The organism is Micromonospora sp. NPDC049051 (assembly GCF_043197575.1).
Taxonomy (GTDB): domain Bacteria; phylum Actinomycetota; class Actinomycetes; order Mycobacteriales; family Micromonosporaceae; genus Micromonospora.
In genome coordinates, this window is sequence record NZ_JBICTL010000006.1 from 185,431 (window position 1) to 200,868 (window position 15,438).

The 15,438-nt window shown below is 72.8% G+C and carries 15 protein-coding genes; 9 read left to right on the forward strand and 6 right to left on the reverse strand.

Annotation, left to right across the window (positions count from 1 at the left end; translation table 11 throughout):
- Nucleotides 1-102 precede the first annotated feature (102 nt).
- The 6 genes from ACGFIR_RS24890 to ccsA form a co-directional block, all read right to left on the reverse strand.
- On the reverse strand, nt 103-1,905 hold the full coding sequence (locus ACGFIR_RS24890; protein ID WP_393147443.1) for a glycoside hydrolase family 15 protein: 1,803 nt from the start codon (nt 1,903-1,905) through the stop codon (nt 103-105).
- A gap of 163 nt (nt 1,906-2,068) precedes the next feature.
- Nucleotides 2,069-2,947 (reverse strand): cytochrome c-type biogenesis protein CcmH, encoded by an 879-nt coding sequence (locus tag ACGFIR_RS24895; protein WP_393147445.1) that lies wholly within the window; start codon nt 2,945-2,947, stop codon nt 2,069-2,071.
- Nucleotides 2,944-3,495, reverse strand: coding sequence for a TlpA family protein disulfide reductase (locus tag ACGFIR_RS24900; RefSeq protein WP_393147447.1), 552 nt, complete (start codon nt 3,493-3,495; stop codon nt 2,944-2,946). Before ACGFIR_RS24900 ends, ACGFIR_RS24895 begins: the two co-directional genes overlap by 4 nt.
- Nucleotides 3,492-5,390, reverse strand: a complete 1,899-nt coding sequence (locus tag ACGFIR_RS24905; RefSeq protein ID WP_393006400.1) for a heme lyase CcmF/NrfE family subunit — start codon at nt 5,388-5,390, stop codon at nt 3,492-3,494. The genes ACGFIR_RS24900 and ACGFIR_RS24905 overlap by 4 nt, the downstream gene beginning before the upstream one ends.
- Complete coding sequence (locus ACGFIR_RS24910; RefSeq protein ID WP_393147449.1) at nt 5,380-5,790, reverse strand: cytochrome c maturation protein CcmE; 411 nt, start codon at nt 5,788-5,790, stop codon at nt 5,380-5,382. The genes ACGFIR_RS24905 and ACGFIR_RS24910 overlap by 11 nt, the downstream gene beginning before the upstream one ends.
- Nucleotides 5,787-6,560 carry a cytochrome c biogenesis protein CcsA gene (gene ccsA / locus ACGFIR_RS24915; RefSeq protein ID WP_393147452.1) on the reverse strand — a complete coding sequence of 258 codons (774 nt, stop codon included), beginning with the start codon at nt 6,558-6,560 and terminating at the stop codon, nt 5,787-5,789. The genes ACGFIR_RS24910 and ccsA overlap by 4 nt, the downstream gene beginning before the upstream one ends.
- Before the next feature lie 132 nt (nt 6,561-6,692).
- Between ccsA and ACGFIR_RS24920 the strand changes: the two genes are divergently transcribed.
- From ACGFIR_RS24920 to ACGFIR_RS24960, 9 genes are read left to right on the forward strand one after another with little or no spacing between them, the layout of a single operon-like run.
- Nucleotides 6,693-7,724 (forward strand): c-type cytochrome, encoded by a 1,032-nt coding sequence (locus ACGFIR_RS24920; RefSeq protein WP_393147454.1) that lies wholly within the window; start codon nt 6,693-6,695, stop codon nt 7,722-7,724.
- A gap of 16 nt (nt 7,725-7,740) precedes the next feature.
- Entirely contained in the window at nt 7,741-9,669 is a 1,929-nt protein-coding gene (gene ctaD / locus ACGFIR_RS24925; RefSeq protein ID WP_393147456.1) for a cytochrome c oxidase subunit I, read from the forward strand.
- Nucleotides 9,666-10,292 carry a heme-copper oxidase subunit III gene (locus ACGFIR_RS24930; protein ID WP_393006410.1) on the forward strand — a complete coding sequence of 209 codons (627 nt, stop codon included), beginning with the start codon at nt 9,666-9,668 and terminating at the stop codon, nt 10,290-10,292. The genes ctaD and ACGFIR_RS24930 overlap by 4 nt, the downstream gene beginning before the upstream one ends.
- A complete protein-coding gene (locus ACGFIR_RS24935) occupies nt 10,292-10,690 on the forward strand; it encodes a hypothetical protein (protein WP_393006412.1) in 399 nt (132 codons plus the stop codon). Before ACGFIR_RS24930 ends, ACGFIR_RS24935 begins: the two co-directional genes overlap by 1 nt.
- On the forward strand, nt 10,678-11,574 hold the full coding sequence (locus tag ACGFIR_RS24940) for a cytochrome c oxidase assembly protein (protein ID WP_393147458.1): 897 nt from the start codon (nt 10,678-10,680) through the stop codon (nt 11,572-11,574). The genes ACGFIR_RS24935 and ACGFIR_RS24940 overlap by 13 nt, the downstream gene beginning before the upstream one ends.
- Nucleotides 11,571-11,957 carry a c-type cytochrome gene (locus tag ACGFIR_RS24945; protein ID WP_393147460.1) on the forward strand — a complete coding sequence of 129 codons (387 nt, stop codon included), beginning with the start codon at nt 11,571-11,573 and terminating at the stop codon, nt 11,955-11,957. The genes ACGFIR_RS24940 and ACGFIR_RS24945 overlap by 4 nt, the downstream gene beginning before the upstream one ends.
- A gap of 3 nt (nt 11,958-11,960) precedes the next feature.
- Nucleotides 11,961-12,764 (forward strand): c-type cytochrome, encoded by an 804-nt coding sequence (locus ACGFIR_RS24950; RefSeq protein ID WP_393006418.1) that lies wholly within the window; start codon nt 11,961-11,963, stop codon nt 12,762-12,764.
- Complete coding sequence (locus ACGFIR_RS24955; RefSeq protein ID WP_393147462.1) at nt 12,761-13,627, forward strand: ubiquinol-cytochrome c reductase iron-sulfur subunit; 867 nt, start codon at nt 12,761-12,763, stop codon at nt 13,625-13,627. The genes ACGFIR_RS24950 and ACGFIR_RS24955 overlap by 4 nt, the downstream gene beginning before the upstream one ends.
- Nucleotides 13,624-15,345, forward strand: a complete 1,722-nt coding sequence (locus tag ACGFIR_RS24960; RefSeq protein WP_393147464.1) for a cytochrome bc complex cytochrome b subunit — start codon at nt 13,624-13,626, stop codon at nt 15,343-15,345. The genes ACGFIR_RS24955 and ACGFIR_RS24960 overlap by 4 nt, the downstream gene beginning before the upstream one ends.
- The last annotated feature ends 93 nt before the right edge of the window (nt 15,346-15,438 follow it).

Here is a 15,438-nt window from a genome sequence, read left to right on the forward strand (position 1 = left end):
AGCCGGGACTGCCAGTCACCTGGAGCCCTCGTGCTCTCGGCCCGGCCGGGCCTGGAACGTGGTCGGCCAGCGAGGCCGGCGACCCGTCCCGCAGGCGACCGGTCAGCGCGGCGGCCGGCAGGGAGCGGCCTGGCCCAGGCTCACTGCGGTCTCCAGCATGAGCGCATGCACGAACGCCTGCGGCAGGTTCGCGCGCAACTGCCGCTGCTGCACGTCGTATTCCTCGGTGAAGAGCCCCGGCGGACCGCAGGCGGCCCGGTTGCGCTCGAACCACCGATTTGCCTCGACGACATCGCCGGCCTGCCATGCGGCGAGCGCCGCAGCGAAACCACAGAGCAGGAAAGCGCCTTCGGCGTCGCCCAATGGACGGCTGTCGGGACGGAACCGGTACAGGTAGCCGTCGCACTCCAGATCTGCCAGTACGGCCTGTCGGGTGGCCTCGGTGCGTGGGTCACCCTGCGGTAGGGCTCCCCGGATGCCGGGGAACAGCAGCGCAGCGTCGACCCGCCCGTCGTCGTAGGCCCGCTGCCAGCGTCCGGAGGGGTGCAGACCGTGCCCGGCGGCGTCGGCGAGGATGGCGTCGGCGAGCGAAACCCACCGCCCGGCGAGCCCGTCCGGCGCGACCTGGGCGGCTGCCCGCAGCCCGGCCACACACATCAGCTTCGAATGCGTCCACTGCCGGGCGGGCAGCTCCCAGATCCCTGAGTCGGGTTGACACCAGCGGTCCCGGATGATGTCAGCCGTCAGCTTCAGAGCCCGCCACGATGTGTCGTCCAGACGGTCGTGCTGACCGGCGGCGGCCAGCAGCAGCAGGATCTCGCCGAAGACGTCGAGCTGCAGCTGTGTGCCGATCCAGTTGCCGACTCGTGGCGCCGCGCCCGGGTATCCCGGCAACGATTCCAGCCTGCGTTCCTGCGGTACGGGGCCGCCGTCGACGGTATAGGCGGGGGAGAGGCGGTCCCCGTCGTCGAGCACCCGTTCGGTGAGGAAGGCGACTGCGTCGTCCAGCAGGTCGTACCGGCCGATCAGGCCAGCCGCACGGCCGGCCAAGGACTGGTCTCGCAGCCAGGCGTAGCGGTAGTCGTAGTTGCGTCCGGCGAGTGCCCGCTCGGGCAGCGAGGTGGTGGCCGCCGCCACCATGCCCCCGCCCGGCCGGGTCAGGCCGCGCAGCACCGCGTACGCGAAGACAGCATCCCGTTGGGCCGGCCCGCCGGCCAGTGGCGGCACCGACCTCCGCCACGAGAATTCGGTGGTGCGCCACGATTCGGCCGGGTCTGGCGGCTCGTCCGTGAACGGCTGTGCCGAGATCTCCAGCACCAGATCGTGCCGGCCGCCGGCTGGCACCCTGAGCTCGCCGCAGAGCGGGCCGTCGCTGGTCGGCCCGAGCGGCTCGCCCCCGCTGTGGCGTAGGTGCAGGCCGCCCGAGCGGGCCCACCACAGCGGTCCGTCACGACGCACCTCACGTACCGGAGCGCGACCGAAGTCAGCTTGCGGGTCGAGACGGACGCGGACCAGCGCGTCCTGATCCAGCGCGCGAATCTGCCGCAGCAGCATCACCCGCTGCCGCTCTGCGGGGAACAGCAACGCCTCCCGGCATTCGATGATCCCGCTCGTGGTCACCCACCGGCTCACCCAGACGAGAGACCCGGGCTCGTAGTGCCCACCCCACACGAACCGCTGGTTCGCCGGCGTCACCAGGTAGTCACCCGGGCCGCCGAGCAGGCTGCTGAACACGGGTGAGTCCGCCCATCCGGGGGCACAGAGCCAGCTCACGTTTCCGTCCGGACCGACGAGCGCGCCACGGTACCCGTCGGCGAGCAGCGCGTATTCGCGTAGCACGTTCGGTGCACGGTCGTCTCCATCGGGCCGCCCGCCTCGCCTCACCGTCCGCACCTCCCCGAGCATCGCGCGCACCGCTGCCCCTGGTCTTCCCACACCTGCCCGCGACACACGGGCCCGCAGCCCGATCCACCACCCCCGGCCGCAGCGGTAGCCCAGGGACGGGAGAGGCGACCCGGGAGCGCCTGAGCTCGCGTTGTCGTGCTGCAGACACCGCTGCCAGGGTCGATCAGGAGACCAGCAGCCGGCGGATCTCCGCGGCGGCGGGGTGCCCGGGCGCAGTGGCGAGGAACCGCCGCAGCGTGGCCGACGCCTCCTCGGGACGGGTGGCGCGCTGGGCCAGGCCCAGCACCAGCAGCCCCTCGGGTGAGTCGGGCGAGTTGGTGAGCACCTCCAGCGCGGTCTGCTCCGCGCCCGCGGCGTCGCCGGACCGCAGCAGGGCGAAGGCGAGGCGTAGCCGGACGGCGTCGTCGGGGAGTTCCCGCAGCACTTCGCGGTACATCTGAGCGGCGGCGTCGTACCGTTGCTGGGCCTCCAGGTCCTGCGCCAGCCGAAGCACGACCACCGCCGGGTCGGTGGTGGTGGGTTGCGGCGCCAGCCGGTCGGCGGCCACGGCCACGGCCACCACCAGGACCGCCAGCCCGGCGGCGGAGAGCCACCAAGCCGCCCGCGGCCGTCCCCCGGCCCGCGCCGAAACGTCGTCCGGGCTGCGGCATCCGCCGTTCCGCTGGCGGGGACGCAGGGTACGCAGCGCGGCGGTGCCGGCGCCGAGCAGCGCCACCGCCGGGACCACCCACAGCAGCGGCGCGGCGCGCAGGGGCGGCTGCGCCAGCACCTCCTCGCCGTACCGGTCGACGAACCACCGGCGGACCTCCTGCGGGCTACGGCCCTGGGCCACCTGGTCGGCGATCACCTGCCGCATGGACGCGGCGATCGGAGACCGCGAGTCGGCCACCGACTCGCCCTGGCAGGCGGGGCAGCGCAGCCCGGCGGCGATCGCTGCGGCGGGGTCGGCCCGGTCGGCCGGCCCCGCCGACCGGACCAGCCCGGCGACCGCCAGCGCGACCAGCGTCGCCAGGCCCAGCGCGACGAGTAGGCGGCGGATCACCCTGACTCCAGCCTCGGGGACAGATGGTCCTGGAGCCACTGCCGGCTGACCACGCCCGCCTGGTGGGCCACGATGCGCCCGTCGCGGTCCACGACGAAGGTCTCCGGTACGCCCCGGACGCCCCACGCGACGGCACGGGTGCCGTCCGGGTCGGGCAGCACGGTGAGATCCTCGGCGTGCGTCTGCTTCAGCACCGCGCGTACCGCGTCCGGGCCGTCGCGTAGGTTGAGTCCGACCACCTGCAATCTCTGCGGGGACCAACGCCGGGCGGTCTCGACCAGCAGCGGCAGTTCCTCCCGGCACGGCCCGCACCACGAGGCGAAGACGTTGACCACGACGACGTGCCCGCGCGCCGCCGCCAGATCGAACCGGGCGCCGGTGAGGGTGGTGCCGGTCAGCGGGGGCGCGGCGACCGGCTGTCGTCCGACCTCGCCGGGCTCGGAGTGGTGCCCGGTGGCGAGGGCGATCCCGAGGCCGACGGCGAGCAGCAGGACCGTGGCCGGGGCCGGCCTCATCCGCCGCCAGGACCGCCTGGCTCGCGCGCTCACGCCGACACTCCGGCCGCGGCCACGGATGCACGCTGCCCGGCCGCTTCCGTGCGCCGCTCACGTCGTGTCCGTGCCGCGCCGTTCAGGGCGATCAGGCCGCCTGCGGTGGCGACCGCGCCGCCGGCCCAGATGAGTCCGACGAACGGGTTCACCGCCACACGTACGGTCGCGCTGCCGCCGTCGTCGGACACGGCGACGAGGGTGAGATAGACGTCGCGGTGGAGGCCTTCGTCGATCGCGGGCACGGTGACGGCGGCATCCCGGGCCGGGTCGTAGCGCAGTTCCGGCACTGCCGTGTGGGAGGTGCCACCCGCGGACACCGCCAGCCGTGCCTGCACGGCCATCCGGCCGCCGGCGGAGCCACGCTGCACCGACACCAGTCGGGCGGACACGTCGGCCACCCGCAGCGTCTCGCCGACCCGCAGGGTCCGCTCGTCGGCCCGCCCGTACGCGGAGGAGGCCGTGACCCCCACGGCGACGAGGGCGAGTCCGGCGTGCGCCAGCACCGCGGCCCAGCGGCGGGGGCGCGTGGCGAGCAGGCCGGTGAGGACGAAGGCGGCCGCCCCGAAGGCGGTGAGCGCCGTGGGTCCGGGCCGGCTGAGCTGGCCGACGGTGGCCACGGTGGCCAACGCCGCGGCACCGGGCAGGGCCAGCCGGCGCAGCGCGCCGGCCCGGTCCCGTACGCGCAGCGCGGGGGTGACCCCGGCCAACAGGAGCACCACCACGGCCAACGGGACCGCGGTGCGTTGGTAGTAGGCGGCGCCGACGCTGGTCCGGCTGCCGGTGAGTGGCTCGCTGAGCAACGGCTGCACGGTGCCAATCAGCACGACGGCGGCGACGGTGACCAGCAGGACGGCGTTGGTCAGCGCGGCGGTCCGCCGGGACCACAGCGGCGTGGCGCCGTGGGCCGGCGCCGGTTGCCGGCGACCGGTGAGGATGGTGGCGGCCAGCACGGCGAGCAGGACGAAACCAAGCAGCAGCGGCCCCAGCGGCGAATCGGTGAACGCGTGCACGCTCGCCACGGCCCCGGAGCGGGTCAGGAAGGTGCCGAGCAGCACCAGCAGGAAGCCGGCGCAGGCCAGCACGCTGTTCCAGCGCTCCCGCCCCCGGCCGCCACCCAGGCTGGTGTGCAGAAAAGCGGTGGTGGTCAGCCAGGGCAGCAGTGAGGCGTTCTCCACAGGATCCCAGGCCCAGTAACCGCCCCAGCCGAGGACCGCGTACGACCACCAGGCGCCGAGGACGATGCCGGCGGTGAGCGTGCACCAGGCCACCAGCGCCCAGGGGCGGGCCCGCCGGACCCAGTTCCGTCCGGCTGTTCGGGCGAGCGGAGCGGCCAGCGCCAGGGCGAACGGCACCACCGCGCCGAGGTAGCCGGCGTACAGCAGCGGTGGGTGCACGCCCATCGCCGGGTGCTGTTGCAGCAACGGGTTCGGTCCCGGCCCGTCCAGGGGCACCGGGTTCACCGCGCGGAAGGGGTTGGCCGCGAAGGTGGACAGCGCGAAGAACAGGGTGGTCGCCACACTGACCACGACCATCGCGTAGGCGCGCAGCCGGTCCGGTCGTCCGCGCGCGAACAGGGCGCCGTACCCGCCGAGGACCAGTAGCCAGAGCAGCAGGGACCCGTCCATCGCCGACCACAGGCTGGTGATCGTGTAGTAGGTGGACACGTGGCGGCCACCGTTCTCGGCGACGAACCGCACGCTGAAGTCGTGGCTCAGCAGTGCCACCTCCAGCAGGAGGCAGGTTCCGGCGGCGGCGAGCAGCGCCCCCAGCGTGGCCAGCCGGGCCGGCCGGGCCGGCACGCCGAGCAGGGCGACCCGCAACCAGAGCAGCGCGGCGAGCGCGGCGGCGAGCAGTCCGGCGGCGAGGCCGCCGGTGCCGAGGTCACCGAGCATCGGACGGTTGCGGGTCGGCGGGGGAGGAGGGACGGTATTCGTTGCCGTGGCGCACCAGCACCTGGTCGGCGTCGAAGACCCCGTCGGTGCCCAGACGCCCCTCGACGACCGCGTCCTCGCCCTCCCGAAAAGCCTGCGGGGGCACGCCGCGTTGGCGTACAGGCACCCGGTGACCGGCGTCGGCCAACTGGAACACCACGAGGTCACCGTCGTGGCGCAGCGAGCCGGGGACGACCTCGCCGCCGAGGCGGATGCGCTGCCGCCCGGCCTCGGGGTCGCTGAGCACCTCACTCGGGGTGCGGTAGTAGATGAGGGTGCCGCGCAGAGCGCTGGTGACCAGCAGACCGCCGATGGCGAGCAGCACCGCGACCAACAGGAGACGTCCGGGTCGGCGGATCATCTCACCCGCGCCAGGCCGCGTCGGGTGGTGCCGGCCCCGGTCGTCGATGTCTCGGCTGCGACTGCGAGCCGGCGCTCCAGCCGCAGCGTGCGGTGTGCCAGGACGAGGAGCGCACCGGTGCTCGCCGCCGCCACCGCGAGCAGCAGCGCGAGCGCCATCCGCGGGTCGATCGGCGGTTGTCCGGGAGCGAGGACGGTGGCCTGTTGGTGCAGCGAGCGCCACCAGAGCACCGAGAAGTGGACCACGGGGACGAGCAGGAAGCCGGCGATGCCGGCGAGGGCCGCCACGCGCGCGGTCCGCCGGTCGCCGCCGTCGGTTCCGCCGACGCGTTCGGCCAGTGCCCGGCGGAGGGCCAGATAACCGATGTACGCCAGCAGCAGCAGCGCGGTGCTGACCAGCCGCGGGTCCCAGGCCCACCAGGTGCCCCAGACCAGATGCCCCCACAGCGATCCGGTGCCGATGGCCGCCGTGGTGAGCGCTACCCCGATCTCCGCGCTCGCCCGGGCGATGCGGTCCCAGCGCAGGTCCCCGCCGATCAGGTGGGCGACGCTGGCGGCCAGAACGGCGGCGAACGCCAGATACGCCACCCAGGCGGCGGGTACGTGCAGGTACATCAGCCGTTGCGCCTGTCCCTGCACGGCGTCGGCCGGTGCCAGGAGTCCACCGGTGAGCCCGGCCGCGGCGGCGAGCCCGCCGGCGATCCAGGCCGTCGTGCGGCGCGCGTGGGCGCCCCGTGGATTGTCGGCGGTCAAGTCCGCGGTGGTTGGCATGATCTTCCTGTCCGCGCCGTCGGCGCTTGCCCAGCTGGTGCCGAACATCAACTGTAAACGGACGAAAGCTGATACCAGCGACATGTGGGTAAGAGAGGATATAAACCTCAGTAATCGCTAGTGTCGGTGCCGGTGGATACGAGAGGCGATGCGACGACGCACCCCGGACCACAGCGCCGCCGAGGGCTGCTCCCGGTCGTGGTGCTGGGTGGCGGGTTGGCCCTCGCCGGCTGCTCCGCAGGTGCGCCGTCGACACTGGACCCCGCAGGCGCCGGGGCAGGGCGGGTCGCCAACCTGTGGTGGCTGCTGTTCTGGATCTCCATCGCCGTATTCGCCGAGGTCATGGTCGTGTTGGCGTGGGCGCTGCTGGTTCGCCGCGGCCCCCACGTCCGCATCCGGCACGGGCAGCCGCTGCGTTTCGTCACCGTCGCCGGCGCGGGCGTACCGCTGGTGATCCTGGTGGCCGTCTACGCCATCGGCCTGCGCGACCTCGCCGCGCTCGGCGACGACCCGGGCCCGCACGCGCCGACCATCGAGATCACCGGCCACAAGTGGTGGTGGGAGGTACGGGTCCCGGGTGTCGACGGTGCCACCGCCAATGAGCTGCACATCCCGGTGGGGGAGAAGGTGCGCGTCCGGCTGCGTACCGCGGACGTGCTGCACAGCTTCTGGGTGCCGCAACTGATGCCCAAGACCGATCTCATCGCCGGCGAGGTACGGGAAACCTGGCTGCACGCCGAACGGACCGGCAGCTACCGGGGTCAGTGCGCGGAGTACTGCGGCACCCAGCACGCCCACATGGCCTTCATGGTCGTCGCTGAACCCCGGCCGGCATTCGACGCCTGGGTGGCCCGGCTCTCCGCGCCGGCTCCCGCCCCGCAGACCGACGCCCAGCGCCGCGGCAAGGAGGCGTTCGTGCGGGGCACCTGCGCCGGCTGCCATGCCGTCCGCGGGACCGACGCGAACGGCCGGGTCGGACCAGACCTGTCCGACGTCGGCTCCCGCTGGAGCATCGGAGCCGGGGCGGTGCCCAACGACGGCGGCCACCTCGGCGGCTGGATCGCCAACTCGCAGACGGTCAAACCGGGCAACCGCATGCCGCCGCAGCCGGTGGAGCCGGGCCGGCTGCCGGACCTGATCACGTACCTGCAGTCGCTGAAGTAGGCGGAGGGAGGGAAGGATGTCCACGACCGCGACACCGGCGTCCGGCGTCAGCCGGGAGGAGTTGGCGGCACTGGAGGCGCACTGGGGGGAACGTCCCTCGCTGCGCTCCTGGTTCAGCACCGTCGACCACAAGAGGATCGGCCGGCGCTACCTGGTCACCGCCGGCTTCTTCTTCACCCTCGCCGGCCTGAGCGCGCTGGCCATGCGTACCCAACTGGCCCGCCCGGAGTCCGGGCTGCTCTCCCCGGAGGAGTACAACCAGCTGTTCACCATGCACGGCACGGCGATGATCTTCCTGTTCGCCACCCCGATGCTGTTCGGGTTCGGCAACTTCCTGGTTCCGCTGATGATCGGCTCCCGGGACATGGCGTTTCCGAAGCTCAACGCGCTCGGCTACTGGGTGTTCCTGTTCTCCGGGCTGTTCATGTGGGCCAGCCTGCCCTTCGGCGCCGCCCCCAACGGCGGCTGGTTCGCCTACGTGCCGCTGACCGGGCGCACGAACACCCCCGGCCTGCACATGGACGTCTACAGCCTGGGGTTGCTGTTCCTCGGTATCGCCACCACCGCCGGATCGATCAACTTTATCGTCACCGCGCTCAAGCTGCGTGCGCCCGGCATGTCGCTGAACCGGGTGCCGCTGTTCGTCTGGGCGATCGTCGCCACCGCCTTCATGGTGATCTTCGCGCTGCCGGCGCTGAACCTCGACAACGCCATGCTCTTCCTCGACCGGCGCTTCGGCACCCACTTCTTCGACCCCGACGCCGGCGGCAACGTGCTGCTCTGGCAACACCTGTTCTGGATCTTCGGGCATCCCGACGTCTACATCATCGTCATGCCGGCCCTGGGCATCGTCTCGGCGGTGCTGCCCGCGTTCACCCGGCGCGGCGTGGTCGGTTACCCGCTCATCGTGTTCGCCATCGTCGCCATCTCGATCATCTCGTTCGGCGTCTGGGTGCACCACATGTTCGCCACCGGCCTGCCACGACTGTCGTACAGCTTCTTCAGCGCGGCCAGCGCCATCATCACCATCCCGTCGGGGATCCAGATCTTCGCCTGGCTGGCCACGATGGCGCTTGGCCGGCTCGTGCTCAAGGTGCCGATGCTGTTTCTGATCGGGTTCATCGTGACGTTCGTACTCGGCGGGTTCACCGGGACGATGTTCGCGCTGACCGCCTTCGACCAGCAGGTCACCGATTCCTACTTCGTCGTGGCCCACTTCCACTACGTCCTCATCGGCGGGGCGGTGTTCCCCATGCTCGCCGGCATCTACTACTGGCTACCCAAGATCACCGGCCGGATGTACCACGAGAAGCTCGGCCGGTGGGCGTTCTGGCTGGTCTTCGCCGGCATGCACGTCACCTTCTTCCCCATGCACCTGTACGGGCTGTTCGGCATGCCCAGGCGGGTCTACACCTACCGCAGCGAGCCCGGCTGGGACGGCTGGAACCTCGTCAGCACCGGCGGGTCCTACCTGCTCGCCCTCGGGCTGCTGCTGGTGCTGGTCGGCGTGGTGCACGCGATCCGCCGTGGGCGGCCCGCACCGCCGGACCCCTGGGGCGGCGACAGCCTGGAATGGTCCACCGACTCACCGCCCAAGCCGTACAACTTTCCCGTCCTGCCCGAGGTGCGCAGCGTGCATCCGACGTGGGACGCGGCCAGCCGGGAATCCATCGACGGCGGCGTCACCGGGGACCGGATCCTCGCCGACGGACGCAGGACACTGGTCACCAGCGAACTCGACGGTCGCCGCGAGCGGGCGGTGGAGATGCCCGAGTCCTCTCTGCAACCGCTGCTGCTCGCCTCGGCGATGCTGGTCTTCTTCATCGCGATGCTCGTCGCCTGGTATCCGGTCGCCGCCGTCGCGGCGACCGCCGTGGCGGCCACCATCGCCGTCTGGCTCTGGCCACCCCGACAGCCCGAACGGGAACTCGGAGTGCAGCCATGAGCGTGCGGGGAGGCGTTGCCGCCACCACCGGCACGGAGGCGCTGACCACCGAACTGCCGGTGGGCCGGTCGACCGGCTGGTGGGGAATGGTGATGTTCGTGGCCACCGAGGCGACCCTGTTCGCCTGCCTGCTCGGCAGCTATTTCTACCTGCGGTTCCAGTACGGCGGACCGTGGCCCCCCGACGGCATCGGCAAACCTAAGCTGCTCGTCCCGCTGGTCATGACCGCGGTACTGCTCCCCAGCAGCCTGCCCGTCATCTGGGCTGAGCGCGGCATCCGCAAGGGGCAACGCTGGCGGATGCGCTCCGGGCTGGCTGCCACCATCGTCCTCGGCGTCACCTTCCTGACCCTGCAGGCCGGCGAGTACGCCGAGAAACTGCGCGAGTTCACCATGACCACCAACGCGTACGGCTCACTGTTCTACCTGATCACCGGGTTCCACGGCCTGCACGTGCTGGTCGGCCTGACCATGATCAGTTGGCTGCTCGCCGCCTCCCTGCGCGGTGGCAGCTTCGGCGCCCACCGCCACGAGCGGGTACGCAACGCGGCCATCTACTGGCACTTCGTCGACCTCGTCTGGGCAGCGATCCTGTTCACCGTCTACCTGTCGCCGAGCCTGTGATGAGCACCCACCCCGGCCCCCGCGCCCGCCTCGCCGGTGGCTTGCTCTTCTGGTATGCGGTGCTCGGCGGCGCGATCGCCTGGGCGGTGCACCTGCTCGCCGCGTGGAGCGTGGACGAGCTGGCTTGCGCCGGCGGCCGGGAGCAGATCGGGGCGCTGCCGCTGCGGGCCGTCATCGCGGTCGCCATAGTGCTGCCCGCCCTGGCGACCGTCGGTGCCCTGCTGGCCGCCGCGCTCGTCTGGCGGCGCACCACGCACCCGCCGAACGGGCTCGACGAGCGGCCGGTGGGCCGCGGCCGGATGGCCGCGGTTGTCGCCATCTGGTCCAACCTGCTGTTCCTGACCATCATCGTGCTGGGCGGCATCGCCCTGCTGGTGCTGCCGCCGTGCCTGCGCTGAACGCGACCGGCACCACCACCGGCGGCGACGACATGGTGGCCGGGCTGCTCGCCATGCTGCTCGCCGCCACCCTGGCCCTGCTCGCCGCCGGCTACGGCAGGGGAGTGCACGAGCTGTGGGCGCGCCGGGGACCCGGCCGCGTGCTGTCCGGCTGGCGGGTGGCTGCCTTCGGCGCCGGCCTGCTCTGCGTACTCGCCACGCAGGACGGGCCCCTCACCGACCTCGCCGAACGGTCCTTCGCCGGACACATGACCCAGCACATGCTGCTGCTGCTCGGCGCCGGCCCGCTGCTTGCCGCCGGGGCCGCAGGCCTGCCGCTGACCCTGGCCTGCCCGTCGGCGCCACGCCGCCGGCTGGCCCGGCTGCGGGTGTCCGGGCCATTCCGCTGGCTTCGGCGACCGGCCGTGCTGGCGCTCACCGCCGGCGGAATCCACGCCGTGGCGCTCTGGTTCTGGCATCTGCCCACGCCGTATGCCAGCGCCGAACGGCAGCCGGTCGCGCACGCCGTCGAGCACCTCTGTTTCATCGGCTCGGCCTGGTTGCTGTGGGCGCCACTGGTCGGAGCACCGCGGCACCGGTTGCCAGTCCCCGCCGGAATGCTGCTGCTGGTGGGCGCAACGCTGCCGGCGTCCGCGCTCGGGGCGGTGCTGACCTTCGCACCGCAGCCCATCTATCCGGCGAGCGTCCTCGGGCCCGACCCGCTGGCCGACCAGCAGCTGGCCGGGCTGCTGATGTGGGGACCGATGGACGCGGCGGTGCTCGCCGTCACCCTGACCGGGTTCCTGCGCTGGCTCCTCGGTATGCAGCGGCAGCGCCCCGAGCGGGTGACCTCACCCGAGTCCGCCCGCCCGGCGGTGGCCCACAGCGGCAGAGTCGTGCCATGAGCCGCAATCTCCACCGCTGGCTGCTGTTGGTGGCGCTGCCGTTGCCGCTCACCCTGCCCGGCTGCGCGCGCACCTCCGCGCCGCCACCGCCGGAGGTCCGCGACGGCCGGCCTGACCGGGGCGCCACGCTCATCGCCCAGTACGGCTGCGGCTCCTGCCACACGATTCCCGGCGTCAACCGGGCCAACGGTCTCGTCGGTCCCCCGTTGACCCGGTTCGGCTCACGCTCGTACATCGCCGGGAAGCTGGTGAACAACGCCGACAACCTGCAGCACTGGATCACCGACCCGCAGGCGGTGGTACCCGGTAACGCGATGCCGGACCTGGGCGTGAGCCCGGTCGACGCCCAGGACATCGCCGCCTACCTGTACACGCTGGACTGAGTCGTGGGCACGGGGACGTACCGGTTGACGCGCCGGTGGTGGCACCCGGGACGAGCGGTCGCCCTCGGTGCGGCCCTCAGCCTGGCGGCCGGTCCCGCAGCCCTCGCCGCTCCCGCGGCCCCCACGCCCTCCGGTTCCGCCGCACCCGCTCCGAGCGGCGCGGCGCGCGGTGGTGGGCGGGGGGAGGAACTGTTCCGGCAGAACTGCGCCAGCTGCCACGGCCAACAGGGGCAGGGTGCCCAGCGCGGCCCGTCGCTGGTCGGTGTCGGACCGGCGTCGGTGGACTTCCAGCTCTCCACCGGGCGGATGCCGATCCCCGACGAGATCCAGCAGCCGCGCCGCAGCGAACCGGTCTTCTCCGCCGACGAGATCGCTGCCCTGGTCGACCATGTCGCCAGCTTCGGCGGCGGCCCCCAGATCCCCCGCGTGGCGCCGGGCAACCTCGCCGCCGGCCGGGAACTGTACGCCGCGAACTGCGCTCCGTGTCACGGCGCCACCGGCTCCGGGGCGCCCCTGACCAACGGCTGGATCGCCCCGCCGCTGTACGAGGCGACCTCGGTGCAGGTCGCCGAGGCGATCCGGGTCGGTCCCGGTCTCATGCCGGTCTTCCCGAGCCAGGTCCTCACCGACGAGCAGGTGAACGACCTGGCCACCTACGTCCGGCGACTGCGCGCCGAGGACCTGGACCGGGGCGGCAACCCGGTGGGCCGGCTGGGGCCCCTGGCCGAAGGACTCGTCGCCTGGATCATCGCCCTTGGGCTGCTCGTGGCGGCGGCCCGCTGGTTGGGCGGGAGAGCGGGCGAATGAGCCGGCGTGCACGAGTGCCGGCCGCGCCACCCACAGTGAACGGCCGGATCATCCTGTCCTTCCTGGTCAGCGCGGCCGGTGCCGTCGGCTTCGCGGTCACCTACGGTCTCGGCGGCCAGACCCAGTGGGAAGGGGTCTGCCTGGGGGTGGCGTTCGCCGGGTTGGCGACGGGCCTGGCAATCTGGGGACGACGGCTGGTGCCGGTCGGCGGCTACGTCGAGGAGCACGAGGGCTTCACCTCGCCCCCCGCCGAGCAGGCCCTGACCGCGGCGGTGTTCACCGCACCGGACAGCCCGATCCGCCGCCGTGGTCTGCTCGCCACGCTCGGGCTGGCGCTGACCGCGCTCGGCGTCGCCGGGTTGTTCCCCCTCCGGTCGCTGCTGCCGTGGGACCGCACCGGGCCGGTACGGGCGCGCAGGGACACCCCGTGGGGGCCAGGTGTGCGGCTGCTGACCGTCGACGGACGGCCACTGCGGCCGGCGGACGTGCCGGCCGGCACCGTGGTGGGGGTGTTTCCCGAGGGCGGCACCGAGGCCGGCGACGCCCCCGCCTTCGCGGTACGGCTGCAGCCCGAGCGGTTCAGTCGGCCCCCGTCGGCCGGCCACCTCGCGGGACTGGTCGTCTACTCGCTGCTCTGCACCCACGCGGGCTGCCCGGTGCGGCTCTACCTCAAGGGAACCGGCCGGCTGCTCTGTCCCTGCCACCAGTCGTCGTTCGATCTGTTCGCCGACGCCACCCCGGTTGCCGGGCCCGCTGCCCGGCCGCTGCCCGGCCTGCCCATCGAGGTCGGACCCGACGGCTACCTGCGCGCCAGCGGCGACTTCACCACGCCGCCCGGCGCCGGCTTCTGGAGCCGGCGATGATCTTCGACCGGCTGGCCCGCGCGATGGACGACCGGCTGCGGCTCTCCCCGCTGACCCGTCGGGCGCTGGCGAAGGTGTTCCCGGACCACTGGTCGTTCATGCTCGGCGAGATCGCTCTCTACTCCTTCGTCGCGCTCATCCTCACCGGCATCTACCTGACCCTGTTCTTCGAGGCCAGTTCCGCCGACCGCGTCTACCACGGTTCGTACGCCCCGCTGGACGGCACCACCACCTCCGCGGCATACGCCTCCACGGTCCGGTTGAGCTGGGACGTCCGGGCCGGGCTGCTGATCCGGCAGACCCACCACTGGGCAGCCCTGATCTTCGTCGCGGCGATCCTGGTGCATCTGGTGCGGGTCTTCTTCACCGGCGCGTTCCGCAAGCCTCGGGAGCTGAACTGGCTGGTCGGCGTGACCATGCTCCTGCTGGCCCTGGCGAACGGATTCACCGGCTACTCCATGCCCGACGACCTGCTCTCCGGTCTCGGCCTGCGGATCATCGTCTCGGTGGTGGAGTCGATCCCGCTGGTCGGTTCCTGGCTGGCCGCACTCGGCCTCGGCGGCGAGTTCCCGTCCGACGAGATGATCCCACGGATGTTCGTCACCCATGTGCTTCTGGTCCCCGCGGTGCTGGTCGCCCTCGTCTCCGTGCACCTGGCGATGATCGTCCGGCAGAAGCACAGCCAGTTCCCCGGCCCGGGGCGTACCGAGCACAACGTCGTCGGCTCCCGGCTCTACCCCAGCTACGCCCTGCGGTCGCTGGCGCTGTTCCTCTGGGTGCTGGCGGTGCTGTTCGCCCTCGGTGGACTCGTGCAGATCAACCCGGTCTGGCTCTACGGGCCGTTCGCCCCGGCCGAGTCCACCTCACCCGCGCAGCCCGACTGGTACGTCGCCTGGGGCGACGGGGCACTTCGACTGTTCCCCGCCTGGGAGATCCACATCGCCGGCCACCTGGTGCCGGCGCCGTTCTTCCCCGGCGTGGTCCTCGGCGGCGTCACGTTCCTCGCCCTGTACGCCTGGCCGTTCATCGAGCGGTGGTGCACCGGCGATCGCCGCCCACACCAGCTGCTCGACCGGCCCCGCGATCACCCGGTCCGGATGGGCGTGGGCGTGATGGCCCTGACCTTCTTCGGGGTGCTGGTCGTCGCGGCCGGCGACGACATCCTCGCCCGGCTGCTCCGAGTGCCGGTGTACGACCTGCTCAACCTGCTGCGTGTGCTGGTCCTTGTGCTGCCGGTGCTCGCGGGGGCCTCGGCTTTCCTGGTGGCCCGGGCACTGCGTCGCGGCGACGCGGCCCGCCTGGGTGAACTGACTCGGGCCGACCTGCGGGCCGCCCGGCAGCCGTCGGACCCCAGCGACGCGGAGGCCATGGCCGACGAGCCGGAACTGCCGGCGCCGGACCGCCCGGGGGAGCGGATCGAACTGTGGCCCGACGGCGACGTGTGGCGCTGGCGTTACCGCGACGAGCCGGCCGGCGTGGCGATTCTCGGCAACCGCGCGGTGCTGAGCGAGCAGGAGGCCGCCGACGCGGCCCGGCTCGCGTACCCCGGGATCGACCACGTGGCGGTGCCCGGCCCGCCCCCGCCGTCGCGCCGGGTCCGCACCGCGCTGCGGCGGTGGGGCAACGCCGCGCTGGGCGTCTCACTGCTGACGGCGGCCCTGCGGCAGCGGCGTGACCGACAGCGTGGCGTGGACGGAGACGAACCGGAGCGGCGGTGAGCGCGGTCTGCACCGGCCCGCACCGCCGCAACCTGCGGGTGGGCGCGGGGAGGCGGCGTTTGGTGCCGGCCGCGACGGGTACGGCTGGCAGCA

What these genes read in the sequence shown, in the direction of transcription:
- ACGFIR_RS24890 (WP_393147443.1), bottom strand. Translation starts at nt 1,905, where the DNA reads ATGCTCGGGGAGGTGCGGACGGTGAGGCGAGGCGGGCGGCCCGATGGA.
- ACGFIR_RS24905 (WP_393006400.1), bottom strand. Translation starts at nt 5,390, where the DNA reads ATGCTCGGTGACCTCGGCACCGGCGGCCTCGCCGCCGGACTGCTCGCC.
- ACGFIR_RS24910 (WP_393147449.1), bottom strand. Translation starts at nt 5,790, where the DNA reads ATGATCCGCCGACCCGGACGTCTCCTGTTGGTCGCGGTGCTGCTCGCC.
- ccsA (WP_393147452.1), bottom strand. Translation starts at nt 6,560, where the DNA reads ATGCCAACCACCGCGGACTTGACCGCCGACAATCCACGGGGCGCCCAC.
- ctaD (WP_393147456.1), top strand. Translation starts at nt 7,741, where the DNA reads ATGTCCACGACCGCGACACCGGCGTCCGGCGTCAGCCGGGAGGAGTTG.
- ACGFIR_RS24930 (WP_393006410.1), top strand. Translation starts at nt 9,666, where the DNA reads ATGAGCGTGCGGGGAGGCGTTGCCGCCACCACCGGCACGGAGGCGCTG.
- ACGFIR_RS24935 (WP_393006412.1), top strand. Translation starts at nt 10,292, where the DNA reads ATGAGCACCCACCCCGGCCCCCGCGCCCGCCTCGCCGGTGGCTTGCTC.
- ACGFIR_RS24945 (WP_393147460.1), top strand. Translation starts at nt 11,571, where the DNA reads ATGAGCCGCAATCTCCACCGCTGGCTGCTGTTGGTGGCGCTGCCGTTG.
- ACGFIR_RS24955 (WP_393147462.1), top strand. Translation starts at nt 12,761, where the DNA reads ATGAGCCGGCGTGCACGAGTGCCGGCCGCGCCACCCACAGTGAACGGC.
- ACGFIR_RS24960 (WP_393147464.1), top strand. Translation starts at nt 13,624, where the DNA reads ATGATCTTCGACCGGCTGGCCCGCGCGATGGACGACCGGCTGCGGCTC.